We start from the raw sequence: 24,285 nt of genomic DNA on the forward strand, positions 1-24,285 counted from the left end.
CTTACTGGAGACACCTCAGCGCGTGCTCGAGAATCGCCGCGCCCTCCTCCGCCTCCGCGACGGTGAGGGAGAGCGGCGGTGCGATGCGCAGCACGCTGGTGTTGTGACCGCCGCCCTTGCCGATCAGCAGGCCGTCCTGGCGAGCCGCTTCGAGCACGGCCGCGGCACCTTCGGGGTACGCCTCGTCGGTACCGGGCTTGACCAGCTCGACGCCGATCACCAGCCCGCGCCCGCGCACCTCCCGTACGTGGTCGAGCGGCACGGAGATCGCCCGCAGCCGCTCGCCGAGCAGACCGCCGACGCGCCGGGCGTTGCCCTGGAGGTCGTGTTCGAGGAGGTACGTGAGGTTCGCCAGGCCCGCCGCCATCGTGATCGGCGAGCCGCCGAAGGTCGAGATGGAGTTGGAGTCGAGGCAGTTCATGATCTCGGCGCGCGCGACGACGCCGCCGATGGACATGCCGTTGCCGATGCCCTTGGCGAAGGTGAGCATGTCCGGCGGGCCCGCTGCGGCGTGCGCCTGCCAGCCCCAGAAGTGCTCGCCGGTTCGGCCCCAGCCGGTCTGCACCTCGTCGGCGATCCAGAGGATGCCGTGCTGGTCCAGGACCTCGCGGAAGGCCGCGTAGAGGCCGTCGGGCGGCGCGGTGAAGCCGCCGACGCCCTGGATGGGTTCGGCGATGAGGGCGGCGGGCGGGCGGACGTGGCCGAGCAGGTCCTTCAGGTCGTCGACGCAGGCCGCGATGAACTCGGCGTCGCCGAGATCGGCGTACGGGCCGCGGGTGCGGACGCCGCCGTGGACGTACAGCGTCTGGAGCGGCGAGAGGGAGGTCGGCGACCAGCCCTTGTTGCCGGTGATGCCGACCGCGCTGAAGGAGCGGCCGTGGTAGCTGTTGCGCATCGCCAGGATCTGGTTGCTCTGCCGGTAGGCGGTGGCGAGCAGCAGGGCCGTGTCGTTGGCCTCGGTGCCGGAGGTGGTGAAGAAGACGCGGGCGTCGGGGATGCCGGACAGCTGGGCGATCCGCTCGGCGAGTTCGACCATCGGCCGGTTGAGGTAGAGCGTGGAGGTGTGGATGATCCGCCCGGCCTGCTCGCTGACGGCCTTCGTCACCTCGGGCAGGGCGTGCGCGGTCATCGTCGTCAGGATGCCGCCGAAGAAGTCGAGGTACTTGTTGCCCTGGGCGTCCCAGACGTGGCGGCCCTCGCCGTGGGTGATCTCGATCGGGTCCTCGTAGTAGAGGGCCAGCCAGTCGGGCAGGACGGCCTTGTGGCGTGCGTACAGGTCGCTCACGGCTGCACCAGCCCCTCGTAGGCGTCGGGCCGCCGGTCGCGGTAGAACGCCCACTGCTGGCGGACCTCCTCGATCACGTCGAAGTCGAGGTCGCGGACGATCAGCTCCTCGGCCTTGTCACTGGCCGTCTCCCCCACGAACTGTCCACGCGGGTCGACGAAGTACGAGGTCCCGTAGAAGTCGTTGTCGCCGTACTCCTCCTGCCCGACCCGGTTGATCGCGGCGATGAAGTACTCGTTGGCGACGGCCGCGGCGGGCTGCTCCAGCTGCCAGAGGTGGGCGGAGAGGCCGCGGGAGGTCGCGGAGGGGTTGTAGACGAGCTGGGCGCCGTTCAGGCCGAGCTGCCGCCAGCCCTCGGGGAAGTGGCGGTCGTAACAGATGTACACGCCGATCCTGCCGACCGCGGTGTCGAAGACCGGCCAGCCCAGGTTGCCCGGTTTGAAGTAGTACTTCTCCCAGAAGCCCTTCACCTGCGGGATGTGGTGCTTGCGGTACTTGCCGAGGTACGAGCCGTCCGCGTCGATCACGGCCGCGGTGTTGAAGTAGAAGCCGGACTGCTCGACCTCGAACACGGGCACGACGATGACCATGCCGGTCTCGCGTGCGAGCTCCTGCATACGAGTGACGGTGGGCCCGTCGGGCACCGGCTCCGCCCAGCCGTAGTGCTCGGGCTCCTGGACCTGGCAGAAGTAGGGGGCGTTGAAGACTTCCTGGAATCCGATCACCTTGGCGCCCTGCCGGGCCGCCTCGCGGGCGTGCTCCTCGTGCTTGGCGACCATGGATGCGGTGTCGCCGGTCCAGGTGGCCTGGACCAGAGCGGCGCGTACGACGTTGGCCATGAGCTGCTCCTTCGACGGGACGTCAGAGAGCCTCTACGCCCGTAGACAAAGGCGGTAGAGGCTCGAAAGTAAGCCCAGCGGACAGCCTTGCCAAGACCATCGCCGTTAACCCGCTGAGTCGATCACGTTTCGCACCCCTGTGGGTGAGCGGTCGATCCGGTCCGCGGCGGCTCGACCGGCTCGGGAATGCCTTCCCGGATCGCTCGGGCGGCGAAACCGGCCACGCTCCCTGGCCGTGCGGCCGACCACGCTCTCAGGCCGTGAAGCCGGCCACCCTCAGCGCGTGCACCAGGTCCCAGTGGCGCTCCTCCGAGACACCCTTGGCGGCCGCCAGCAGCAGCGGCACGAGACGTCCCGGGTCCGCCTCCGCGCTGCGGGCCGCCTCCTCCGGGGTGCGGACGCGGACGTAGGCGTCGAGCAGCGCCCGGATCTCGCGCTGCCGCCCCTGGTCGGCCAGGCTCAGCACGGCGGCCCCGATCTCGGGAGCGGGGCGGGCGACGCCCTGGCGCAGCATCTGCCTGCCGTCGGCGCTGCGGCCCGCCGCGGCGAGCGCGTCCGCGGCGCCGACCAGTCGGTCCGCGGGGAGCGAGGCGGCCTCCCACAGCAGGGTGGCCCAGTCCGCGTCGAGGCCCGCCCGGTGCAGTTCGGCGGCGAGGAGGGGGAAGCGGGCGGCGGGCCAGTGGGTGACCTCCACGAGCAAGGCGTGCGCCTCGCCGCTGCGGCCCTCGCGGCGCAGCCGGGTCAGGGTCTGGACGGTCTCGGCGGTGGCCCGCCGCGCGTCCTCGTCCAGCGCCTCGGTCCGCGCCGGCGGCGCCGGCGCCTCGGCGGCACCCGCGAAACGGGCTCCACGGGGGGTACGGCCGCTCGGCGCGGCCGGGGCGGACACCGGCGGCACCGCGGTCTCCGGGGCGGCCACAGGGGCAGCCTCGGCCTCCATCATCCCGGCGAAGCGGGCGCTGCCGCGGGGGCGCCGCTTGGAGCGCTGCTTGGGGACGGGGGCGGCACTCTGGGTGGGGGCGGTACCCCGGCTCGGGGTGGTACCCGGGCTGGGGGTGGTACTGGCACTGGTATCGGAACCGGCACTGGCACCGGCCTGGTCGTACGGACCGGTACGGGCGGCCGCCGAATCGCTACGGGCCGAACGGGCGGCCGCCGGATCGTACGGCCCGGAACCGGGGTTCGCCGGGTCGCGCGGCGCCACGGGAGCCGGGGCGGGGGCGTCGTGGTCGGTCGCCGCCGGGTCCGCGAAGCGCGGGCGCGGGCCGGACTGCTCCGGGATCGCCGGGCGGCTCTGGGCCGCCGGCTCCCCCACCCGGACGACATCCCCGCCCACGCCCCCCGAAAAGTCGAACGCGCCCGATACGTGGGTACGCAGGGCGCGGCGGTCCAGGTGCTCCATCCGGTGGCGGAGTTCGACGCATCGGGCGGTGGCCCGTTCGTGGTCGTCGTGGGCCCAGGCGAGGTCGAGCCGGACGGTGTCGGCCTCCTCCTGGGTGGTGGCCGCGTGGAACTCCCGGCTCAGTTCGGCCTGGCGCTCCGCGGCGTAGCGCTGTTCGCGGAGCATGACGTCGAGACGGTCGCCGAGGGCGTCCCTGCCGCCGGGCCGGCCGTCGTAGGCGGCGAGCGAGGCACCGTGCAGGGAACGGGCGCGCTGGGCCTCCTGGGCCGCGACCTGGGGACCCTGCTCCGCGGCGAGGTCCTGGAGGAGCGCCTCCACGACATCCCACGGGGGCACTTCCCAGCCGTCCAGGCAGGCCCGCATGCCGTCGGGGTCGCGCTGCCAGAACACCGCACACCAGCCGCCGTCCTGATCGAGCCGTTTCATCAGCCCGCTCAGGTAACTCGCGAACTCCCGCACTTGACCCGGGAGTTGTTCCACAGCCATCACACGACTCCCCGCCCGACTGGAGTACTCCGGTCCGGTAGAAAACACCCTTCGTGTTACGGAACGGCTACGGGGAGTTTTCGGACTGGACGCAGAGTCCTGTGATCAATGTCGTCCATGGACAGTCCGAGCGCCCGCGCCAGCGCCGCGACGGTGAAGAAGGCGGGGGTGGGGGCCCGCCCGGTCTCGATCTTGCGCAGGGTCTCGGCCGAGATCCCGGCGATCGCCGCGACCTCCACCATGCTGCGGCCACCGCGGGCCTCGCGCAGCAACTGCCCGAGCCGCTCGCCGCGTTCGCGCTCTTCGGGGGTCAAGGGGTTACGCACCATGGCCCCATTCTAATACCGGTATAGTAATTGGCATGGTGGAACTCAAGACGGACACGTCGATCGACGAGATGTACGAGGCGGGGCAGGTCGTGGGCCGGGCGCTCACGGCGGTGCGCGAGGCGGCGGACGTGGGGGTCTCGTTGCTGGAGCTGGACGAGGTCGCCCACCAGGTGCTGCGTGAGGCGGGCGCCGGCTCCCCCTTCCTCGGCTACCGGCCCTCGTTCGCGCCCACCCCCTTCCCGGCGGTCATCTGCGCCTCGGTGAACGACGCGATCGTGCACGGCATCCCGACCGGTTACCGGTTGCGGGACGGCGACCTGGTCTCCATCGACTTCGGAGCCGAGCTGGACGGCTGGGTCGGCGACTCGGCGATCAGCTTCATCGTGGGCGAGCCGCGCGTGGCCGACGTACGGCTCGTGCGGACCGCCGAGCGGGCCCTCGCGGCGGGCATCGAGGCGGCCGTCGTCGGCAACCGGATCGGGGACATCGCGCACGCCATCGGCACGGTGTGCCGCGCGGCGGGGTACGGCATCCCGGACGGCTTCGGAGGCCACGGCGTGGGCCGCCGCATGCACGAGGACCCGCCCGTCCCGAACGAGGGCCGCCCGGGCCGCGGCCTCCCCCTCCGCCACGGCATGGTCCTCGCGATCGAGCCCATGCTCATCGGCGGCGGCACGGACGGCTTCCACGCGGCCCCCGACGGCTGGACGCTGCGCACCGACGACGGCTCCCGCGCGGCCCACACGGAACACACGGTAGCCATCACCCACACGGGCCCACGCATCCTCACGGCACGCTGATCCCCGCAGGCGCACTGACGTCGACGGGCGCGAGGGCGCCGCTCGCTACGACACCGGTCGCACCACCATCGCCGAGCCGCCACCGCGCCGTACCTTCTCGGCCGCTGCCAGCCACTGGCCGCCCGGAAGGCGCTGGACGCCCGTCGCCGCGCCGATCTCGGGGTTGAGCTTGAAGGAGTGCCCGAGGGATTCGAGCCGGGTCCGCAGGGCGCTGTCGTACAGGCCGGGTTCGAGTTCGGTCTGGGCCGCATTGCGCTGGCTGGCGCGCGGCGCGGCGATGGCGTCCACCAGCGGCAGACCCCGGTCCAGGAACTCCGTCAGGGTCTGCAGGACGGTGGTGATGATGGTCGCGCCGCCGGGCGAGCCGAGCGCCACCACGGGCTGGTTGTGCCGGTCCAGGACGATCGTCGGGGAGATCGACGAGCGCGGGCGCTTGCCGGGGCCGGGAAGGTTCGGGTCGTGGACGGCCGGGTTGGCCGGGGTGAAGGAGAAGTCGGTCAGCTCGTTGTTGAGGAGGAATCCGCGCCCCGGGACGGTGATCCCACTGCCGCCGGTCTGCTCGATGGTGAGGGTGTAGGAGACGACGTTGCCCCACTTGTCGGCCACCGTGAGGTGGGTGGTGTTCTCGCCCTCGTACGTCGTCGGGGCGGCCGTGCCGCCGGTGGAGCAGGCCGCCGGGTGGCGCGGGTCGCCCGGTGCGAGCGGGCTCGTCAGGGCCGCGTCGTCCTTGATCAGGCAGGCGCGCGAGTCGGCGTACTTCTGCGAGAGGAGTTCCTTCGTGGGGACGTCCTCGAAGGCGGGATCGCCCACCCAGCGCCCCCGGTCCGCGAACGCGATCCGGCTGGCCTCGATGTAGTGGTGCAGGTACTGGACCTCGCTCGCCTTCGAAAGGTCCGTCTTCTCAAGGATGTTGAGGGCCTCGCCGACCGTGGTGCCACCGGAGGAGGAAGGGGCGATCGAGTAGACCTTCAGTCCGCGGTACGACGTCTGCGTCGGCGCCTGTCGCTTCGCCCGGTAGGCCGCCAGGTCCTTCGACGACAGCTTGCCCGGGCGGGCGTTGTAGCCCGAACCCGGGTCCACCGGGGGCTTGTTCACGGTGGCGACGATGTCCCTGCCGAGGTCGCCGTGATAGATCGCGCCGACACCCTTCTTGCCCAACTCCTCGTAGGTGCTGGCGAGATCGGGGTTGGTGAAGGTCGATCCGACCACGGGCAGCGAGCCGCCGGGCAGGAACAGCTTCGCGGTGTCGGGGAAGTTCTTGAAGCGGGCCTGGTTGGACTCGGTCTGCGAGCGGAAGGTCGCGTCGACCGTGAACCCGTCGCGTGCGATCCGTTCGGCAGGCTTCAGTACGCTCCCGAGCCGCTCGCTGCCCCAGCTGTCCAGCGCCGTCTGCCAGGTGGCGGGTGTACCCGGTGTACCCACGCTCAGCCCGCTGGTGACGGCGTCCGCGAAGGCGAGCGGCCGGCCGTTCTCCAGGAAGAGCCCCGAGTCGGCGGTCAGCGGCGCGGTCTCACGGCCGTCGATCGTATGCACCGTACGGGACTTGGCGTCGTAGTAGACGAAGTAGCCGCCCCCGCCGACGCCGGAGGAGTACGGCTCGGTGACGCCGAGGGCCGCCGCGGTGGCGACCGCCGCGTCCACCGCGTTGCCGCCCTTCTTCAGGACCTCGATCCCGGCGGCGGAGGCGTCGGCGTCGACACTGGCCACGGCACCGCCGTAGCCGACGGCGACCGGCACCTTGGCCGGGGTGGTGCGGGAGGAGGCCGCCCCGGCGGTGGGTGGCGCCGCCGCGCCGACCGACACCACCGCGGCCGAAACCGCCAAGACCGCCAGATTCCGCGCAACAGGGCGACGCATCCGTACCTCCAGTCAACAGCCGTCCGCGCAGCGTAACTTCACCGCGCCCTTCCCGTCAGGACCCCCTCGAACACCGGTCCGCACTCCCGATACCATGCGCGCCCATGAATGACGACGTGCGCAACATCGTCCTCGGCGTGGTCGCCGCCGCCATCAGCGCCGCGCTCGGCTGGCTCGCCCGCACCTACCTCTGGAAGCGCAGACTCCGGCGCAAGCAGGCGTTCTTCGGGCTGCCCGACAACTCCGAGTCGCTCCTGGTGGTGAACCGCGAGGCGGGCGGCCCGGAGCTCACGGTGATGCGCTTCGACGTGTTCGCACTGCTCGAACTCGCCGCGCTGATCAAGGACTGCGGCGCGCACGCCCAGGTCGTCGCGCACGACGCCGCGCAGCAGGGGTTCGGGGAGCGGACCGAGTTCTGCGTGGGCGGGCCGGCGTCGAATCGCCGCATGGCCGCGCATCTTCACAGCCTGCTCCCGGGCATCCAGGTCAACACCGACGCCGAACCGGGCCCGGACCGCGGCGCCTTCCAGATCGGCAGCGAGCGCTACCTCCTGGAGCCGGGGAAGGGCGAGTACGTGATCCTCGCCCGGCTGATCGCGGGACAGGAGCGCGGGACGCGGCCCGTCTTCCTCTTCTGCGGGCAGCGCGCGATCACCAACCAGGCGGCGACCCGCTATCTCGCCCGCAACCACGAACGGCTGGCACGCAAGCACGGCGGCAACTCCTTCGTACTGCTGCTGAAGGTGGTGAACTCGCACGCGTACGGGCCCGATGTCGTCGAGCTTGTCGCGGACGTGACCCGGGCCGCCCAGACCCCGCTGCCCACACCCGCGCCGGCCCGCAACTCCCACCGCGCATCGTAGATTTCACGGCCATCCAACAATCTTTACCCGTGCGTAACTTACCGACGGGTTACTTCCGGTAAGGCAGCGAGGTTACCGTCGGGTCACATTCTACTGACACGAGTGAGGAGTGGCCCGTGGGACACCATCGTCATGCCCTGCGCACGTCCGCCGTCGGTGCCGTATCCGCGGCCCTGATCGCCGGTACCGCCCTCGGGCTCGCCCCCACCGCCCAGGCCACCTCCGCCGGCGTCCGCTTCGTCGACATCACCGGAGACGGCGGCACGGTCCTCAAGGCCAATGTCGTCACCCCCGCGGGCGCCGACGGCAGCCGCAGGTACCCGCTCCTCGTCATGCCGACGAGCTGGGGCCTGCCCCAGGTCGAGTACCTCGCACAGGCCCAGAAGCTCGCCGACTCCGGCTATGTGGTGCTCACGTACAACGTGCGCGGCTTCTGGCAGTCCGGCGGCGAGATAGAAGTGGCGGGACCGCCCGACGTGGCCGACGCCTCCAAGGTGATCGACTGGGCGCTGGCGAACACCCCGGCCGACGCCCAGAAGGTCGGCATGGCGGGCGTCTCGTACGGCGCCGGGATCAGTCTGCTCGCCGCCGCGCACGACAAGAGGATCAAGGCGGTCTCCGCCATGAGCGGCTGGGCCGACCTCATCGACTCGATCTACTCGGGCCGCACCCAGCACTCCCAGGCCACCGCCCTGCTCGGTGTCGCGGGGACCATCACCGGGCGCCCGAGCGCCGAACTCCAGCAGACGCTCAAGGACTTCTTCGCCTCGAACCTGTCGAAGGAGCAGGAGATGATCGCCTGGGGGAAGAAACGTTCCCCCGAGACCTATGTCGACCAGCTCAACAAGAACGGCGCGGCCGTCTTCATGGCCAACGGCTGGGGCGACACGATCTTCCCACCCAACCAGTACGCCAAGTTCTACGAGGAGTTGACCGGCCCCAAGCGTCTGGAGTTCCGCCCCGGCGACCACGCCACCGCCGAGATCACCGGTCTGTTCGGGCTCCCCAACGACGTGTGGACGGACACCGGCCGCTGGTTCGACCACTACCTCAGGGGCGTCGACAACGGCATCGACCGTGAGCAGCCCGTCCAGCTCAAGCCCCGCACCACCGGCGTCTACGAGGGCTACCCCGACTGGAAGTCGGTCGGCGCGACCAGGAAGAAGATCGCCCTCGCGGGCACCACCACGATCCACACCAACGTCGACTCGGGCGCGGACGGCGGGATCATCTTCCTCTCCAGCATCCTCGACCAGATCGCCCAGGTGCCCCCGATGGCGTCGATCCCGCTGCTGCCGCGCCGCTGGGCGGCCGTCTGGCAGTCGGAGAAGTACGCGAGCGTCCAGCAAGTGCGCGGAACCACCACGCTGCACACCACGCTCACTCCGACCAAGGAGAGCGGCACCCTCGTCGCCTACCTCTACGACGTGGGCCCGCTCGGCCTCGGCAAGCTGGTCAGCAACGCGCCGTACACCTTCCACGGGCAGACGCCCGGAAAGCCGTTCGGCGTCGACCTGGAGCTGTACTCCACGGCCTACGACGTCCCGGCAGGGCATCGGCTCGCCCTGGTCGTCGACACGGTCGACCCGCTCTACATCGAGCACAACCCGTCCGGCGCGCAGCTGACCTTCTCCTCACCGGCGAACGACCCGTCCTACGTGTCCGTTCCCCTGCGCGAGCAGTGATCTCCGGCTGCTGGCGCCGGCCGGGTCTGGCCCTGTGAGCTGCTGCTCCCCCTACAGTCGCGGGGCTGTGGGGGGAACCCCACCCGGCAGCAGCGTCCCTGGTTCGGCCGGTGCCACATTCACGGCCTCGGTCTTGGGACTGCGCTGCTCCCGCCGGGACACCCACTGGGCGAACCAGGAGAGCAGCATGCACATCCCGATGTAGATCGGCGAGATCACCATCACCACGGGGATGAACGGCAAATCGTAGTCGAGGTTCGAGGCGATCAGTTTCCCGGCGTGGAGAAACTCCTCGTAGGTGATGAGATAACCGAGCGAGGTGTCCTTCAGGGCCACCACGAGTTGGCTGATGATGGCGGGCAGCATGGCCCGCACGGCCTGCGGGACGAGGACGTACGTCATGACCTGGGTCTTGCGCATGCCGAGCGCGAACGCGGCCTCCCGCTGGCCGCGTTCGACGGAGTTGACGCCGGAGCGGAAGACCTCGGCGAGCACCGAGCCGTTGTAGAGGGTCAGCCCCGCGACCAGCGCGGGCAGCGGCTGCACCTTCAGCGCCACGAAGATGAAGAAGATCATCACCAGTACGGGCATGGCGCGGAAGAACTCGACGACCAGCGCGGAGATCCAGCGCACCGGACGGTGGTCGGAGAGGCGTCCTGTCGCGAGCACGGTGCCCAGCGCCAGGGAGAGCACCGCGGCCATCGCGAAGGCCTTCAGCGTGTTGCCCAGTCCCCGCAGCAGCAGTTCCTGGATGCCCTTGTACTCGAAGGGCATCCACTTCGTGTACGTGAACTGGTCGGTGTCGAAGAGGAGATAGAGGATCCAGGCGACCAGGGCGAGGATCAGGGCGGTGGACACGGCCGCGTAGAGCCGGTGCCGTTGACGGGTCCTGGGTCCGGGAACGTCGTACAGGGCGGTGGAATCGGGGGCGGTGGTGGTCATCGGGCGACTCCCCAGCGCTGTTCGAGGTAGTTGAAGATCGCGCTGATGGTGAGGGTGATGATCAGATAGCCGACGGCGATCCAGATGAAGGTCCAGACGATGTTGTAGCCGAGCTCGCTCAGTGTCTTGTAGGTCCCGAGCAGTTCGTTGACGCTGAACGCCCCGGCGATCGCCGAGTTCTTGGCGAGGGCGATGAGTGTGGAGCCGATGGGCGGGATCACGGACCGGAACGCCTGTGGCAGGACGACCACGGACAGCGTCTGGCTGAAGGTCATGCCGAGGCTGCGGGCGGCCTCGCCCTGCCCCTTGGGCACGGTGTTGATGCCCGAGCGCAGCGCCTCGCAGATGAACGCGGAGGTGTAGCAGCCGAGCGCCAGGACCGCGAACACCTTGAAGGGCAGCACGAGTCCGAACCGGGGCAGCCCGAGCAGCACGGCGAAGAACAGCAGGGTGAGCGGGGTGTTGCGCAGTACGGTCACCCACACCGTGCCGAAGGCCCGCAGGGAGCCGACCGGCGCGACCCGGAACGACGCCATCAGGAAGCCGAGCACGAGGGCCAGCACGCTCGCGTAGACGGTGAGTTCGACCGTGCCGAGGAATCCCTGGGCGAAGGTGTGGAAGTTGTCGATCAGTACGTTCACGTCGGCCTCGCTCAGCTCGCCGGGTAGCGGTCGATGGCGGGCGGGGTGGGCGCCGGCACTCCGGAGAGCCCGAGCGTCGCCTCGTACGCCCTCTTCCAGTCGCCGTTCTTCTCTCGGGCCTCCAACGCGTCGTCGAGCGCGAACCGCAGCGCGTTGTCGTCGCGCGGCACGCCGATGCCGTACGGCTCCTTCGAGAACGGCTTGCCGACGACCTTGAGTTCGTCGGGCACTTTCGCCGCGTAGCCGATCAGGATCGCGTCGTCGGTGGTGACGGCGTCGACCTGGTAGGTGAGCAGGTTGTCGACGCAGACCGAGTAGGTGTCGTAGGCGACGAGCGTCGCCCTCGGGTAGTCGGTCTGGATGCGCTGGTACGGCGTCGAGCCGGCCGCCGAGCAGACGCGTTTGCCGGCGAGGTCCTGGGGGCCGTGGATGTCCTTCTCGTTCTTGCGCACGAGCAGCGACTGACCGGCCATGTAGTAGGGGCCCGCGAAGCCGACGAGCTTCTTGCGGTTGTCGTTGATGGTGTAGGTGCCGACGTAGAAGTCGATCTGGCCGTTCTGCAGGGCGGTTTCGCGGTTGGCCGAGGCGATCGTCTTGAAGCGGATGGTGCTCGGGTCGAAGCCGAGCGAGGCCGACATCATCCTGGCGATCTCGATGTCGAAACCGGAGTAGGTGCCGCTCGCCGGGTTCTTCTCGCCCAGGTACGGCTGGTCCTCCTTGACGCCGATGTTGAGGTAGCCGCGCTTTCTGGCCCTCTCCCAGGTGGGCGAGGAGGGGAGCTCGAAGCCCTCTGCCACCTGGTAGTGGGGCAATTTGCCGGCGGCCGGTCCCTTGGTGGGCGGACTGCCCTCCTTGCCGCACGCGGCCGTCAGCAGCGCGACGCACACGAGGGCGGCCACGGCGAGGCGCGTACGTGTCGTACGGATCATGGTCGTACTCCCCCGCCTAGTGCTTGAGGATCTTGGAGAGGAAGTCCTTGGCACGGTCGCTGCGCGGATTGGTGAAGAACTCCTCGGGGTTGCGGTCCTCGACGACGCGGCCGTCGGCCATGAACACGACGCGGTTGGCCGCGGAGCGTGCGAAGCCCATCTCGTGGGTGACGACGACCATGGTCATGCCGTCGCGCGCGAGCTGCTGCATGACTTCGAGGACCTCGTTGATCATCTCGGGGTCGAGTGCCGAGGTCGGCTCGTCGAACAGCAGGGCCTTGGGGTCCATGGCGAGGGCGCGGGCGATGGCCACGCGCTGCTGCTGGCCGCCGGAGAGCTGCGCCGGGTACTTCGGGGCCTGGGAGGCGAGGCCCACGCGGTCCAGGAGTTCGAGGGAGCGCCGGTCGGCCTCCTCCTTCTTGCGGCCACGGACCTTGATCTGGGCCAGCGAGACGTTCTGCAGGATCGTCTTGTGGGCGAAGAGGTTGAAGGACTGGAAGACCATCCCGACCTCGGCGCGGAGCCTGGCGAGCGCCTTGCCCTCGTCCGGCAGCGGCTGTCCTTCGAGCCTGATGGCACCGGACTCGATGGTCTCCAGCCGGTTGATCGCCCTGCACAGGGTTGACTTGCCCGACCCCGAGGGGCCGATGACCACGACCACCTCCCCCTTGCCGACGGTGAGGTTGATGTCCTGGAGGACATGCAACTCGCCGAAGTGCTTGTTCACGTCCTGCAGTTCGATCAGAGGATCGACAGCCATGCCCGGCCCTACCCACTCTCAGCTGTGTCGCAGAAGCCGCAAACTATCCGGGCAGGATGGCCCCCCATACGCGACACGCACTTTTCGGGCATTAGCCGTATTTATGAAGTTTCTGATTTACGGCGTCACGGCGGGACGGCTCACCCCTCCGCCACCTCGGCGTACAACTGGGAGAGTTCGGGGGCGCCACTGGACGCCCAGGTGTGGCCGGAGGCGACCACATCGATCTCCCGGCCGGAGGCCAGCCGCACCGCCGGGTGGCCGTTGGGCCAGACCTCCCAGCGGGCGCCGGGCACCGTGCGCACGATGACCGAGCCGAGATAGAGCCCCGCGTCGTTGCCGAGCCACGGCAGGCTTTCCTCGTCGTCGCGCCAGCGCGGCAGCAGCTGGTCCAGCGCTTCCAACGAGGCGACGGAGTCGTCGAGTTCGACGCCCGCCTGATGTGCCTGCGAGCGCAGCAGCTCGCACTCGGAGAGAAGTTCGGCGACGCCCTCGGAGTCATGATCACCGTCGGAGAACACCGCGACGCCGAAGGCGGGACCGTGCTTCTTGCGCCAGGTGCCGAGGAAAGGGATGTTCATACTCCCAGCGTGACATTCGCACTCCGGGTCGCACCACAGGCGCGCCCCGGGGGCACTCACACGTCGAGGTCCACCACGACGGGCGCGTGGTCCGACGCGCCCTTGCCCTTGCGCTCCTCGCGGTCCACATAGGAGTCGGTGACCGCCTTGGCGAACGGCTCGTTGCCGTAGACCAGGTCGATGCGCATGCCTCGGTTCTTGGGGAAGCCGAGCTGGCGGTAGTCCCAGTACGTGAACGGGTGGTCGTACTTGAGGGGCCGCGGGACCACGTCCGACAGGCCCGACTCGCGCAGCGCGGCGAGGGCGGCCCGCTCGGCCGGGGTGACGTGGGTGGCCCCCTCGAAGAGGGAGATGTCCCAGACGTCGTCGTCCGTCGGCGCCACGTTGTAGTCACCCAGCACGGCGAAGGGGCGGCTGCCCGCCGCGTCGCCCGCGACCGCGGCCTTGAGGGCCTCGAACCACTGGATCTTGTAGGCGTAGTGGGGGTGGTCCACCTCGCGTCCGTTCGGCACATACACCGACCAGACGCGGAGCGGGCCGCAGGTCGCGGAGACGGCCCGGGGCTCCTCGACGCCCTCGTAACCGGGGTCGCCGGGCAGCCCCTTGACCACGTCCTCCAGGCCGACGCGGGAGAGCACCGCCACGCCGTTCCACCGCCCGGTCGCGTGGACCGCCGCCTCGTAGCCCAGCTCGCGCAGCTCGTCGACGGGGAACTGCTCGGCGGCGACCTTGGCCTCCTGGAGGCACAGCACGTCCGTGCCGCTGCTCTCCAGCCAGGCCAGCAGCCTCGGGAGGCGAGCGGTGATCGAGTTCACGTTCCAGGTCGCGATGCGCATGCCTCACAACCTACCGGGCGGGTACGACAACGAGTCGCCGTGTCCGCCCGGCGCCCCCGCCCGCGGGTGCTCAGACCTCCGCCGACGCCCCCGGCGTGAGCCGCAGGTGCTCAGAGCCGCCCAGGGAGCCGATCTGGTGGTCGTAGATCGGACGCGCGAGGTCCGTCAGGAGGGCGTCATGAATGTCGTACGCGCGCTGCGGCTTCACCTCGCGGACGTAGTCGATGACCTCGGCGATCTTGTTCCACGGGGCCATGACCGGGAGCATCAGCGTCTCGACCGGCTGCTCGGGGACGGTGAGGGCGTCGCCCGGGTGGAAGACGCGGCCGCCGTCGATGAGATAGCCGACGTTCGTGATGCGCGGGATGTCCGGGTGGATCACGGCGTGCAGTTCCCCGTGCACCTGGACGTCGAAGCCCGCGGCGCTGAACGTGTCGCCGTGACCGACGGTGTGCACACGGCCCGGGAAGGCCGCGGAGATCTTCTCCGCGACCGACTTCAGGGTCCAGATCTCGGCCGCCGGGTTGGACTCCAGGCCGGCCCGCAGCCGGTCCTCGTTGAAGTGGTCGAGGTGCTCGTGCGTGACCAGGATCGCTTCCGCGCCGACGGCCGCGTCCTCCTCGGTGAAGGTCCCCGGGTCGATGACGAGCACACGCCCGTCCTTCTCGAGACGGATGCAGGCATGCGACTTCTTCGTGAGCTTCATGGGTCCATCCTCCCCCTCCCGGTGCCAGGGAGGGCTGCCGAGACAGGTGCTCCCACTACCAGGCTCAAGATCACTCCTGGGGGGTGGTCTCCTCCCGGATGACCTGCTGCGCCACCTTGAAGGCGCTGTTGGCGGCCGGGACACCGCAGTAGACGGCCGCCTGGAGGAGCACCTCCTTGATCTCGTCCGGGGTGAGGCCGTTACGGAGGGCGGCGCGGGTGTGGAAGGCCAACTCGTCGAGGTGACCGCCCGCCACCAGCGCGGTGAGCGTGACACAGCTGCGCGAACGCCGGTCGAGGCCCGGCCGGTCCCAGATCTCGCCCCACGCGTAGCGCGTGATGAACTCCTGGAAGTCCCCGGAGAACTCGTCCGCCGAGGCCAGCGCCCGGTCCACATGCGCGTCGCCCAGCACCTCGCGGCGCACCTTGATCCCGGCGTCGTAGGGGTCAGGCCTGCCCAGGACCGCGGGCTGTACGACGGCCGGGGCGATCTCGGCGACGGGGCCGACCGGCGGGGGTGCCGCGAGCACCGGCTTGACCGGGGCCGCCGGGATGGCCATCTGGCCCGTGGTCGAGCCGTAGGCGGGCTGCCAGGCGGTGGAGAAGTGCCGCACCAGCAGGTCGGTGACCGCTGCCGGCTGCTCCACGGGGACCAGGTGCGAGGCACCGGGTACGACGGCGAGGCGGGCGTCCGGTATCCCGGCGACCAGCGTGCGGGCCTCGGCGGGTCCGGTGACCTGGTCGTCGGAGCCGACGAGGACGAGGGTGGGGACGCCGATGCGGCCCAGTTCGGCGCGTACGTCGAACGCGGCGAGCGCCTCGCAGGCGGCGATGTAGCAGCCGGGGTCGGTGGTGCGCACCATCTGCACGGCCCACTCGGTGATCGCGGGCTGCGCGGCGGCGAAGCCGGTCGTGAACCAGCGCTCGGGCGAGGATCGCGCGATCGGGTCGAGCCCGTTGCTGCGCACGATCACCCCGCGCTGCCGGAACTCGTCGGCCGAACCGAAGCGGGGCGAGGCGGCGATCACGGCGAGCGAGGCGATCCGCTCCGGGTGACGCAGGGCCAGCTCGATGCCGATGGCCCCGCTGAACGCGCAGCCCGCGTAACCGAAGCGCTGCACGCCGAGCCCGTCGAGGGTGGCGAGCAGCCGCCCCGCGAGTTCGGTGACGGAACCCGCCGGGTAGGCCGGGGCGCCGCCGTGGCCCGGCAGATCGAACCGGAAGATCCGCCAGTTCTTGGACAGCTCCGGTATCTGCCGGTCCCACATGTGCCATGTGGTACCCAGTGAGGGACCGAGGATCAGGACGGGAGCCTCTTCTGGCCCGTCAAAGCGGTATTGCAGGGTGTTCATCGGTGTCTCACTCACCCGCCTGACCCTTTCATCTGTCACGAGATGTCACATCGCCGGGGTGGACCTAGCGGGCCTTGCCCCGCTCCGGCAGTGCCGGACCTGCCGACGAGAGCCCAGGCATACGTTCTCCGGCATGTACTCGTGGCCGTGTCGGCAGTGGGCCCTCCGGGCGCGTGCCCTCCTTCAGTCGCTACGAGCAACGCTTTCCTCTTTGATCGCGGCCTCCAAGCGGTTCGGATTGCAGCATCGAGTGTGGCGGCACCGACGAGGATCGGTATGACGCACCTGGAAACCTTCCCGAATCTCGCCCACCAGCAGCTTGAACGCCACACGGTGAACAAGATCTGTCTTCCCCTGGTAGGAGACTTGGCCGTGGCCGGACGCCCGGTTACAGCTGCCGGTCCACAACCAGCAGCCGGACTCCGCATCCACCTCAATCTTCCTGGCCATACGGCTCGGCAAGTCGCTCGGCCAGTAGACCGCATGGCTCACTCTTACCCCTCCGCCGCACCCCCGTGCAGGCCATCCCAAGTGGTGGCGGCTCCGCGAAGATCCTCCACGTCCGGCTTCACGTACCACTTCTTGGTGGTCTTCACATTCGTATGTCCGGCCCATCGCGCGAGGATGTGGTCCGGGACACCGTTGTTGGCCAGGAAGGTGAAGCACGACGAGCGTGCGTCGTAGAGCCTGACGCGACGGAGCCCGAGAAGCTCCATAAGCCGGTACGCGCGTCGGCGAAGTTGCTTGATCGTGAAGGCGTGGCCCGCCTCGTGCGCCAGGACGTAGCCCGACACCGTGTACGCCTCCCCCAGAGCGAGCCTCTCCTCGGCTTGGAGAGCCCGGAATGCCTTGAGGGCTCCCAGCACCAGCGCCGGCAGCGGCAGATCCCGCTCACCCGCAAGAGACTTGGTGTCCTTCTCCACCACGTACCGGTTGCCCATCATTGTGCGCGTGTTGGCAATGACGATCGTGGCGTTCTCCAAGTCAACGTCTTCCCACCGGAGGCCGCAGACTTCAGCTGGACGAAGCCCCATCAGCGAAAGAAGAAGCGCAGCATAGAGACGGTCACCCCTAATTCCATTTATGAATTTCTGAACCTCCTGGACGTTCCAGGGCGGCACCTCCTCTTTAGTCTTCCGCTCTTCCTTGCGCGCTCTCCGGGGAATGGTCACGTACGCAGCGACGTTGACGTACACCAATCGCCGGGTAACGGCTCTCCCTAGCGCCTCCTTCAGCCGAGCGAGGCTCATATCCACACTCGTGACGCTGAGTGGCGTCCCGGCCCTTTTACCACGCACGCGGCCATGCGCCAGCGCCCAGTCCCTCCACTCTTCCACATGCTCTTCAGTAAGGTCCTGGAGACGGATACTGCCGAGCCTCCCCCGAACTCGGTCCAGGGTAATCCCGTAGTTGTAGATGGTGGTTTCTTCGAGGTCCTCCGCTTTCATGGCCATCCATCGGTCGAGCCACTCATTCACGGTGATCTTGTTGGGCGGCACAAGCGACCCATCATGCCGCCGATTAGTTATGTTCGCGTACTCAGCCCTAGCTTCCTTCAACGAGTCGAAGGTGCGCCTCAACTGCTTACGCTTCCCAGTTTCGGGGTCGATTCCTGCGTCGACAACAAACCGGTATCGAACCTTCCCCTTCGAGTTCGGCGGAAGCTTTTTTATTGGTTCGGACAGGAAACTCACTCTCCTTGAGGGTGTGGAAACTGCACAGGAGTAGAGGAGCCGCTGCGCTTCAGCGAAGGGCGCCGTGGGCATCAGGGCTGCAGCAGGTGGTGCCCCTTCTCTTCCTCCCCGGTGGGTTTGGGGAGCGCTGCCCTCTGTGTCCACTACGGCTCCACCGCCAAGTACAGCCAAATGCGGACCTGCTCAATGGTCGCGACGATCGCCGGTTTGGCCAACCGGCAATCTTGGTCTATGTTGCGCTCGCGCTCCGAAAAGAGACTCGCCCCGACTGCCAGCCTCGACGCCGCTCGATCCGCCCCCGTATGTGGATTCGGTATGAGCGGTCCACCGGTATATCGCACGAAGAGTAAGCGGACAGGGACGGTCGGCCGGACTGGTCGGAGGGCGCGCATCGGCGGAAAGACTCCTCATCGGATCACCCGGCTGATCGCTTACCGACCTCGCACTTCCGGGGTGTTGTACGTTGACATACACCCGGAGAGGGTTCCAGTCTTTCGAGGGCCTTTCTCGTCTGCCATGGGCGAAATGCCGAGTCGGCCTGGCGACACAGAAAGAATTCGCCCTATCGACCGACCTCGTCCGGGCCGCCGCTCGCTCTCCGCTAGGCACCCGCCGACGCGCCGTCGCCCCCGGAAGTCAGGGGCTCGCCGGCCTGCCTGGCGGTCAGCACGAAGCCCAATGGACGGCACCACACCCTGGTGAGGTCATGCTCCTATGCGGTCCACGCGTTCACGCCGCCAAGCGCCAAGGGGAAGCCAGCGGATCGGAGAGCGGCCTTCGGCAGGTGGGACTCCTTGGGGCGGATCGGCTAGCCTCGATCGTTCATGAGTCCTCGTCGGTCTGCTGACGGGGACTCTGTGTTTGCGAGGTGCGGTCTTTTCGGGCTGGGGCAGGTTGACGGCCCGGTTGTCGCGTCGGGTGGACGCCGGGTTCCACTTTCCCGGTGTGGTGGTGCGGATCGTTGGGGCGGTTGAAGTGGCTGGTCAACCGGGGCTCGGCAAGGCATTGAGCCGGTCGATTGCCCGGGTGATCTCGTCGGTCCAGGGTCGCGACCAACACCAAAGGCGGCCAGCTCGCCGACCTCGAACTGCGTCACCGCAAGCGGGCCCGCTGCGAGGACCGCATCCGAGGCGCCCGCGACACCGGCCTTGCCGGTCAGGGTGAGCACCGGCATCCAGGCGAGAAGGTCGAGTGCGAGGCGCAACCTGCCCCTGCACGACACCGCGCAGAACCGGATCTGGCTGGAGATCGTCTCAAGCTCCACCTGCGGCTGTTCTCCGCCGCCGCCCAGCTCGTCACCATCTGGTCGTGCCGGTCGAGTGCTCGGCAGGGGTCGCGTTCTCCATCCGCGTCTCCGTTCGATCAGACCAGCGTCGGATCGCGTAGGAGCGAGTCGGGAATGGTCGCGGTACCGACGGGATCTGCGGTGTGGTGCACGGTACGGATGCCTAGGGCCTCAGCGGGAGGCAGGTTCTCCGCGTGGTCGTCCACGAACACGCACTCCGGGCCCGTCAGCCCCAAGGCATCGAGGGCTCGCTGTTACTGACCTTTTCGGGTTGGCTTCGGGGGGTCTGAAGCGAGGGTCAGTCCGGTTTCGATGAGGCAGCCGTCGATGAGTTCGGGATGGCGCTGGATGTGGGCGAGTCCTCGGCGGAGGGTTCGGGTGAGGTGGTCGGGGTCGGTGAATGCGGTGTTGCCCATCGGCCCGCGCCGCAGCAGAGACCAGATGCCCTCAACGGGATTCAAGTCCGGGCTGTAGGAAGGAAGTTGGATGATGGTGAGCCATTCGTGGTCGGCCGCGTACTTCCTCATCCCGGCGGCACGATGGGTGTTCAGATTGTCCCAGACGACAACGATCGGGGCGCCGAGTTGCAGGTGCGCGCGGACCAGGAGGTCTCGGTAGTCCTGCCAGGCAAAACTCTTGCGTGCTCCTTTGAGCAACGAGTGGAAGCGGGGCCGGTAGATCAGCCGGGACCTCTCGCCGGGCCGGTAACAGCACATCGCGGCGACCGAGATCCGGCGCCGGGACCGTCCCCGCACTCGCACCACGGGAGTCTGCCCGCGCCGGCCCCACGTGCGGGCTCGTGGCGGCGTCATCGCGAACCCGGCCTCGTCCTCGAAGACGATCCAGGCATCGAGCGCCGCCGCGGTGCTTCCACCTGCGGCCACACGTCCTTCTTCCAGAGCTCGACCGCGTGTTCGTCACGTTCCAGTGCGCGACGGGCCGGGCTCTGCCAGGACCAGCCGTGACGGTGCAGGAGCCGCCACACTCCCGCGATCGAGCAACTGACCTTGAACTGGCGGCCGATCAGCGTTCTGACGCGTTCCAGCGTCCACCGCTGATCTTCCCAGCCATGCGCGGCCGGCCCTTTGGCCAGCTCCTTTTCCAGCAGGGCGAACCGTTCGTCCGACAGCTTCGGCAGTTTCGCGGGTCCCTTCGACTTCAGGCCCTCCATGCCGCCTTCACGCCAGGCCCGGCGCCACTGCTCCACCGAACGCTCGCTCACCCGCAGGTCCTTGGCGATGTCCGAAGTCCTGTCACCTCGTGCGAACCTCTGCCCGGCCTCCAGCCGGATCCCTTCACGCGCAGCCCGCCGCTCAGCAGTCAGGCCCCCACCATCCGCGTACCGCATAACACCGGCATACCGCAGGGATCACCCCACGTCACCACCCGAACGCAACCCGAAAAGGTCAGTAGATGAGCGGTGAGGGCTTCCGAACGCCTTCCAGCTCCGAGAAGATCACCGCGTCGAAGAAGTCGGTCCACATGCCCTTGGGTCGTTCTGGGCTTCAGTAGCCAGCTCTGGCCGCCAGGTCCGAAGCGATCCGAGCGCAACGCCCGGCGTACGCCTGAAGGTGGCGCTCCTGGAACCCGGCCGCGTCCCAGTCCTCCACCTACACTTCTCCGCCCGGCCAGACGTAGGCCCAAGCGGCAGATCTGCAAGTCAAATCGATGCGCTGCAGGTCGTACCGATCATCTTCGAAGGCATCGAGGACTCGCCACTCCCGTTCGCTCATCCCCGTCAACAACAGGCCGCGCGCTTCGGAGCCGGGAGCGGAGACGAGACCGGGATATACGCGGCCTTCGAGAGCCGCTGCGCGCCAACCCAGCGTAGTGGTGGGCTGGCGCTCGGGGACGCGTCCGATGAGGCCACCTAACACCGTCTCGAACTGGAGAGTTCCGTATACGAACAGTGCCGTCGCCCGGTCAGCAAGTCGGTTCGGCAGAGGAGCTTGTAAGCCCGTCGAGCGGTCCGCCGGGTTCGGGTCCCGCATGTGCGCCTCCGTTGATTCAGGCCAGGGTTGGGTCGAGCAGCAGAGACTCCAGGATGACGGCAGTAGCGACAGGGTCCGTGGTGTGGTGAACCGTTCGGATGCCCAAAGTTTCGGCCGGCGGCAGGTTCTCTGCATGGTCGTCCACGAATGCGCACCCCGAGCCGATCAGCCCCAAGGCATCTAGAGCTCGCTTGTAGATGGCTGGGGACGGCTTCCGCACGCCCTCCAGCTCCGAGAGGATCACCGCGACGAAGAAGTCGGTCCACATGCCCTTGTCGGCCTACGGGTTGTAGGGCTCGATCCCGAAGCTGCTGCTGAGCATGGCGACCTTGATTCCCGCTGCCCGGGCGCGCTTCGCCACGGCGACGATCTGCGGCTCGGGGTGAAGGTTGGCGAGCGCGCGCTGCATCAAGTTGGTGGGGTCGATGCCGAGGATGCCGCCGATGACACGGTTCCAGTCCTCCTGCGTCGCCTTCCCCACCTCCAGCGCTGCGTAGATCGCGACGCCTTCGGGGTTCTCGTTGAGGGCAGCGAAGTATTCTCCGGGATTCCGGCCCTCTGACCTCTCGAACGCCTGCCCATTCAGCCTCATGCGGGTGGTGAGTACGCCGCCGAAGTCGAGAATCAGGCCACGGCGTCTGGTTGGCAAGGCAGCCTCCCCGTATACGTACAAACGTGATCATCTGGTAGTTGGCCCGGTCCGTGGGCTACATGATCCCCTTCCAGCGCCACGGTGGCGCCCCGGACCGGTCGCGCAAGCAGTCAATGCGGTACTGCGCCTCACGCCGCCACTCCGGACGGGAGGCAGCGTGCTGCGCGGCGTAGGTCGCCATCCGCAACTCACGTGCTCCAGATAGGAGTCCATACCCTTCCCACTCGGTGACGTCAGTGCCGTAGGTCTCGCAGAACTCGGCGTACTCCTGGGCAGACACCGCGCCGGTCGTGGTGAGCTTCACCGCGGTCGACACGAGATCCCACTCCGGCGGGCCGAACGAAGCGCGCTCGAAGTCCATCAACAACGGGCCAGCCGCCGTGCGCGCCACATTGCCGACCCACGCATCCCCGTGGACTACGCACTCCGGCAGGCCCTTCGGTCTCGTAGCCCACTGGTTCTTGAGCTCTTTGAGCCGGCCGTGCAGCCACTGCCGGTCATCGTCGGAGATTGTGCTTGCTGCTTCGATGCGCTCGACCACCCGGACGAAGGGGTCCAGCTCGCCGAGCGGCAGGTCCGGCTTCGGCAGGGCGTGCAGTTGCTTGAGGAGCGTGACGACGTCGGCGACGGTCCCGATTTCGTGAGGTGGCAGTTCTTGCCAGAATGTCACCGGGTATCCGTTGGCAGTTACCGGCTGCCGCAGGTCAAGGGCGCGTACGGCGGGCACGCCCTGGGTCGCCAGCCAGCGGGCGACCTGAACCTCACGCGTTGCAGCGGCAGATTGGCCGGGCTGAGTGATGCGCACCACAATCCCCCCAGGCAGACGCCATATGGCGTTCTCGGCAAGCCGTATCGGTTCGGCGTCCGTGGCGTCGAGGCCGGCGGCGAGGCACGCCGCCTGAAGTACTGCTGGGGTGGGCGTTGGTGAAGTGGTCACGCTCGCACCGTAGCCTCGATGCGCTCACGCAGGTCACTGGCCTCGGAGAGCTTCCGGTACCGGCCAGCGAACCGGGCGAGTTCCCGCAGGTCGTCGGCGGCCCGGCACGAGGTCAGCTTGCCGGCGTCGTCCAGCGCTCGATGACCCAGCACGACCGCGTGCCGCGGATCGTCGCCCTTGGCCATGACCAGGGAAGCGAGCTTCGTCTCAGAGATGGCACGTGAGCGGGCGAAGGCGCTGCCGTGGCCTTTCACTGCGATCTCGAAGCGGCGGCCCGCTTGCCCCGGGTCCTCGTCCGCGTGGACCGCGAGATCGAACAGCGCGTGTGCGGTGTCGCCGTGGTGCTGGGCATAGTCGTAGTACGCCATCCACGGTGGATCCTGTGCCGGGTCGGACTGTTCGAAGGCGGCGTCGGCTTCTCCGACCGCGCGCAGAGTGTTGCCCACGTCGCGCATCTTGGCGAAGGCGCGGGCACGTGCGGTGTGCAGCATGGCGCGCTCGGTCGCAGTGAGGCGGTCGGAGCGCACCAGGCCCTTCTCCGCGTGGGTGAGGCCGGTGTCCGGGTCTCCGACCCAGATCTCCTGCCGGGCCATGAACGAGTACGTCTTGGCGCGCAGGTGCCACTCCCCGGCTTCTTCCGCGCACTCGGCGGCTAGCCGAAAGCTGACCCGAGCGTCGTCGTGGGCGTATGCGTCGAACTGAGAGGCGCCAACAACGATCCCTAACCGGGCTACAGATGCTAGGAGTTCAGGCCGGAGCGGCTCGGGGCAATGGACCGACAGCAGGGAGGCTCCCCACATGATGGCGCCGCGGGCGAGTTCTCGTACCGCGCCGCCGCCTCCGTGCTCGTTGTCCTGGCGGTGGATGACATCAGCAAGCGACTTCAGCTGCCCGATCTCGCGCGGGCGGATCTGTGTCGGGGTCTCCCGAGGGGCTGCTGGGGCGACGAGGTGGACGAGGTCTATGGGGGCGATGGCGGCAAGGCCACTCGTGGCGAGGAAGGCGCGACGGTCCACAGAGGCAGGGCTCCCGCTTGGAGGTGTTGTACTACCTCTGCCCAGGATGCGGCCTTCATGGACCTGAACCGACGCCTCCGCCCTACCGCAGGGTGCACTTTCCGTTTCGGGGCGGGGTTTTTCCGTTTGACCAAACACCATTCCCCACGCCCTGGTGAAGACGCCGCCGGTCTGCAAGACCTCGTCCAGGCGCTCGGCCAAGTCCTTCGAGCAGGTAGCAGTCCCCTTCTCGATCTTCTCAATGAGTGAGCCGCTGACCTGCACTCTCGCGGCCAAGTCGGCATGCGTGAGAGGGCCGCGCTTCTTGCGCCAGGTCCGCAGTTCATAGCCAAACCAGTCGCGCGGAGACGCATCCGGAGTCAACTGCTTCTCGGGTCTTGGCATGGGCTGTTCCTCGCTCGCGAAACGGAAGATCGAGGTT

General features: G+C 68.6%; 23 protein-coding genes and 1 pseudogene. 4 read left to right on the top strand and 20 right to left on the bottom strand.

The features are described from left to right. Window position 1: 1 nt before the first annotated feature. The 4 genes from SMIR_RS04225 to SMIR_RS04240 form a co-directional block, all read right to left on the bottom strand. Window positions 2-1,285, bottom strand: a complete 1,284-nt coding sequence (locus SMIR_RS04225; protein ID WP_168497282.1) for an aspartate aminotransferase family protein — start codon at window positions 1,283-1,285, stop codon at window positions 2-4. Continuing rightward, window positions 1,282-2,124 carry a nitrilase-related carbon-nitrogen hydrolase gene (locus SMIR_RS04230; RefSeq protein WP_168497280.1) on the bottom strand — a complete coding sequence of 281 codons (843 nt, stop codon included), beginning with the start codon at window positions 2,122-2,124 and terminating at the stop codon, window positions 1,282-1,284. The genes SMIR_RS04225 and SMIR_RS04230 overlap by 4 nt, the downstream gene beginning before the upstream one ends. A gap of 253 nt (window positions 2,125-2,377) precedes the next feature. Next, complete coding sequence (locus tag SMIR_RS04235) at window positions 2,378-4,009, bottom strand: hypothetical protein (protein WP_212726535.1); 1,632 nt, start codon at window positions 4,007-4,009, stop codon at window positions 2,378-2,380. Between the two features lie 56 nt (window positions 4,010-4,065). Beyond that, window positions 4,066-4,338 (bottom strand): helix-turn-helix domain-containing protein, encoded by a 273-nt coding sequence (locus SMIR_RS04240; protein WP_168497278.1) that lies wholly within the window; start codon window positions 4,336-4,338, stop codon window positions 4,066-4,068. 32 nt (window positions 4,339-4,370) lie between these two features. On the opposite strand from SMIR_RS04240, the gene map reads away from it, so the two are divergent. Then, window positions 4,371-5,138 carry a type I methionyl aminopeptidase gene (gene map, locus SMIR_RS04245; RefSeq protein WP_212726536.1) on the top strand — a complete coding sequence of 256 codons (768 nt, stop codon included), beginning with the start codon at window positions 4,371-4,373 and terminating at the stop codon, window positions 5,136-5,138. A 45-nt stretch (window positions 5,139-5,183) separates the two neighbouring features. On the opposite strand, the gene ggt is transcribed toward map, so the two are convergent. Continuing rightward, complete coding sequence (gene ggt, locus SMIR_RS04250; protein ID WP_168497276.1) at window positions 5,184-6,995, bottom strand: gamma-glutamyltransferase; 1,812 nt, start codon at window positions 6,993-6,995, stop codon at window positions 5,184-5,186. 104 nt (window positions 6,996-7,099) lie between these two features. Here ggt and SMIR_RS04255 point away from each other — a divergent pair, with 104 nt between their 5' ends. Both SMIR_RS04255 and SMIR_RS04260 read left to right on the top strand, forming a co-directional pair. Then, window positions 7,100-7,858: a hypothetical protein gene (locus tag SMIR_RS04255; RefSeq protein WP_211118856.1), complete on the top strand. Its 759-nt coding sequence runs from the start codon at window positions 7,100-7,102 to the stop codon at window positions 7,856-7,858. 116 nt (window positions 7,859-7,974) lie between these two features. Next, window positions 7,975-9,543 carry an alpha/beta fold hydrolase gene (locus SMIR_RS04260; RefSeq protein ID WP_168497274.1) on the top strand — a complete coding sequence of 523 codons (1,569 nt, stop codon included), beginning with the start codon at window positions 7,975-7,977 and terminating at the stop codon, window positions 9,541-9,543. Between the two features lie 51 nt (window positions 9,544-9,594). On the opposite strand, the gene SMIR_RS04265 is transcribed toward SMIR_RS04260, so the two are convergent. From SMIR_RS04265 to SMIR_RS04305, 9 genes are all read right to left on the bottom strand, one after another. Further along, window positions 9,595-10,485 carry an amino acid ABC transporter permease gene (locus SMIR_RS04265; RefSeq protein WP_168497272.1) on the bottom strand — a complete coding sequence of 297 codons (891 nt, stop codon included), beginning with the start codon at window positions 10,483-10,485 and terminating at the stop codon, window positions 9,595-9,597. Continuing rightward, window positions 10,482-11,126 (bottom strand): amino acid ABC transporter permease, encoded by a 645-nt coding sequence (locus SMIR_RS04270; RefSeq protein ID WP_168497270.1) that lies wholly within the window; start codon window positions 11,124-11,126, stop codon window positions 10,482-10,484. Before SMIR_RS04270 ends, SMIR_RS04265 begins: the two co-directional genes overlap by 4 nt. A gap of 11 nt (window positions 11,127-11,137) precedes the next feature. Further along, entirely contained in the window at window positions 11,138-12,055 is a 918-nt protein-coding gene (locus tag SMIR_RS04275) for a glutamate ABC transporter substrate-binding protein (protein WP_168497268.1), read from the bottom strand. A gap of 16 nt (window positions 12,056-12,071) precedes the next feature. Continuing rightward, window positions 12,072-12,815 carry an amino acid ABC transporter ATP-binding protein gene (locus SMIR_RS04280; protein WP_168497266.1) on the bottom strand — a complete coding sequence of 248 codons (744 nt, stop codon included), beginning with the start codon at window positions 12,813-12,815 and terminating at the stop codon, window positions 12,072-12,074. A gap of 140 nt (window positions 12,816-12,955) precedes the next feature. Beyond that, complete coding sequence (locus tag SMIR_RS04285; RefSeq protein ID WP_054230384.1) at window positions 12,956-13,396, bottom strand: DUF6278 family protein; 441 nt, start codon at window positions 13,394-13,396, stop codon at window positions 12,956-12,958. Window positions 13,397-13,452: 56 nt separating this feature from the next. Next, window positions 13,453-14,232 carry an exodeoxyribonuclease III gene (locus SMIR_RS04290; protein ID WP_143628782.1) on the bottom strand — a complete coding sequence of 260 codons (780 nt, stop codon included), beginning with the start codon at window positions 14,230-14,232 and terminating at the stop codon, window positions 13,453-13,455. 70 nt (window positions 14,233-14,302) lie between these two features. Next, window positions 14,303-14,938 carry an MBL fold metallo-hydrolase gene (locus SMIR_RS04295; protein ID WP_212726537.1) on the bottom strand — a complete coding sequence of 212 codons (636 nt, stop codon included), beginning with the start codon at window positions 14,936-14,938 and terminating at the stop codon, window positions 14,303-14,305. A 70-nt stretch (window positions 14,939-15,008) separates the two neighbouring features. After that, the gene (gene pcaDC / locus SMIR_RS04300) at window positions 15,009-16,304 is read right to left on the bottom strand and encodes a bifunctional 3-oxoadipate enol-lactonase/4-carboxymuconolactone decarboxylase PcaDC (protein ID WP_212726538.1); all 1,296 of its coding nucleotides are present in this window, start codon (window positions 16,302-16,304) and stop codon (window positions 15,009-15,011) included. Window positions 16,305-16,783: 479 nt separating this feature from the next. After that, complete coding sequence (locus SMIR_RS04305) at window positions 16,784-17,983, bottom strand: site-specific integrase (RefSeq protein ID WP_249938339.1); 1,200 nt, start codon at window positions 17,981-17,983, stop codon at window positions 16,784-16,786. Between the two features lie 1,033 nt (window positions 17,984-19,016). Here SMIR_RS04305 and SMIR_RS04310 point away from each other — a divergent pair. Next, window positions 19,017-19,236, top strand: a pseudogene (locus tag SMIR_RS04310) (hypothetical protein); the annotation flags it as partial. 286 nt (window positions 19,237-19,522) lie between these two features. On the opposite strand, the gene SMIR_RS44840 reads toward SMIR_RS04310, so the two are convergent. The 6 genes from SMIR_RS44840 to SMIR_RS04340 all read right to left on the bottom strand — a co-directional run bounded on the left by SMIR_RS44840 (window position 19,523) and on the right by SMIR_RS04340 (window position 24,248). Beyond that, window positions 19,523-20,616, bottom strand: a protein-coding gene (locus SMIR_RS44840) for an IS630 family transposase (protein WP_422664397.1) whose coding sequence is annotated in 2 segments (ribosomal slippage) — window positions 19,523-20,160 and window positions 20,160-20,616 — 1,095 coding nt in all. Because the reading frame shifts where the segments join, the coding sequence is not laid out codon by codon here. A gap of 262 nt (window positions 20,617-20,878) precedes the next feature. Beyond that, window positions 20,879-21,394, bottom strand: coding sequence for a gamma-glutamylcyclotransferase family protein (locus tag SMIR_RS44845; RefSeq protein WP_422664398.1), 516 nt, complete (start codon window positions 21,392-21,394; stop codon window positions 20,879-20,881). Next, window positions 21,276-21,527: an HAD-IA family hydrolase gene (locus tag SMIR_RS43245; RefSeq protein WP_249938340.1), complete on the bottom strand. Its 252-nt coding sequence runs from the start codon at window positions 21,525-21,527 to the stop codon at window positions 21,276-21,278. The genes SMIR_RS44845 and SMIR_RS43245 overlap by 119 nt, the downstream gene beginning before the upstream one ends. Window positions 21,528-21,539: 12 nt before the next feature. Continuing rightward, window positions 21,540-21,908, bottom strand: a complete 369-nt coding sequence (locus SMIR_RS43250) for a hypothetical protein (RefSeq protein WP_249938341.1) — start codon at window positions 21,906-21,908, stop codon at window positions 21,540-21,542. 58 nt (window positions 21,909-21,966) lie between these two features. Next, entirely contained in the window at window positions 21,967-22,848 is an 882-nt protein-coding gene (locus SMIR_RS04335) for an aminoglycoside phosphotransferase family protein (RefSeq protein WP_212726542.1), read from the bottom strand. Continuing rightward, on the bottom strand, window positions 22,845-24,248 hold the full coding sequence (locus SMIR_RS04340; RefSeq protein ID WP_212726543.1) for a helix-turn-helix domain-containing protein: 1,404 nt from the start codon (window positions 24,246-24,248) through the stop codon (window positions 22,845-22,847). Before SMIR_RS04340 ends, SMIR_RS04335 begins: the two co-directional genes overlap by 4 nt. Window positions 24,249-24,285 lie beyond the last annotated feature (37 nt).

It is taken from the genome of Streptomyces mirabilis (genome assembly GCF_018310535.1).
Taxonomy (GTDB): Bacteria; Actinomycetota; Actinomycetes; order Streptomycetales; family Streptomycetaceae; genus Streptomyces.

What these genes read in the sequence shown, in the direction of transcription:
- SMIR_RS04230 (WP_168497280.1), bottom strand. Translation starts at nt 2,124, where the DNA reads ATGGCCAACGTCGTACGCGCCGCTCTGGTCCAGGCCACCTGGACCGGC.
- SMIR_RS04235 (WP_212726535.1), bottom strand. Translation starts at nt 4,009, where the DNA reads ATGGCTGTGGAACAACTCCCGGGTCAAGTGCGGGAGTTCGCGAGTTAC.
- SMIR_RS04240 (WP_168497278.1), bottom strand. Translation starts at nt 4,338, where the DNA reads ATGGTGCGTAACCCCTTGACCCCCGAAGAGCGCGAACGCGGCGAGCGG.
- map (WP_212726536.1), top strand. Translation starts at nt 4,371, where the DNA reads ATGGTGGAACTCAAGACGGACACGTCGATCGACGAGATGTACGAGGCG.
- ggt (WP_168497276.1), bottom strand. Translation starts at nt 6,995, where the DNA reads ATGCGTCGCCCTGTTGCGCGGAATCTGGCGGTCTTGGCGGTTTCGGCC.
- SMIR_RS04255 (WP_211118856.1), top strand. Translation starts at nt 7,100, where the DNA reads ATGAATGACGACGTGCGCAACATCGTCCTCGGCGTGGTCGCCGCCGCC.
- SMIR_RS04265 (WP_168497272.1), bottom strand. Translation starts at nt 10,485, where the DNA reads ATGACCACCACCGCCCCCGATTCCACCGCCCTGTACGACGTTCCCGGA.
- SMIR_RS04275 (WP_168497268.1), bottom strand. Translation starts at nt 12,055, where the DNA reads ATGATCCGTACGACACGTACGCGCCTCGCCGTGGCCGCCCTCGTGTGC.
- SMIR_RS04280 (WP_168497266.1), bottom strand. Translation starts at nt 12,815, where the DNA reads ATGGCTGTCGATCCTCTGATCGAACTGCAGGACGTGAACAAGCACTTC.
- SMIR_RS04285 (WP_054230384.1), bottom strand. Translation starts at nt 13,396, where the DNA reads ATGAACATCCCTTTCCTCGGCACCTGGCGCAAGAAGCACGGTCCCGCC.
- SMIR_RS04290 (WP_143628782.1), bottom strand. Translation starts at nt 14,232, where the DNA reads ATGCGCATCGCGACCTGGAACGTGAACTCGATCACCGCTCGCCTCCCG.
- SMIR_RS04295 (WP_212726537.1), bottom strand. Translation starts at nt 14,938, where the DNA reads ATGAAGCTCACGAAGAAGTCGCATGCCTGCATCCGTCTCGAGAAGGAC.
- SMIR_RS44845 (WP_422664398.1), bottom strand. Translation starts at nt 21,394, where the DNA reads ATGCAGAGAACCTGCCGCCGGCCGAAACTTTGGGCATCCGAACGGTTC.
- SMIR_RS43245 (WP_249938340.1), bottom strand. Translation starts at nt 21,527, where the DNA reads ATGTGGACCGACTTCTTCGTCGCGGTGATCCTCTCGGAGCTGGAGGGC.
- SMIR_RS04340 (WP_212726543.1), bottom strand. Translation starts at nt 24,248, where the DNA reads ATGCCAAGACCCGAGAAGCAGTTGACTCCGGATGCGTCTCCGCGCGAC.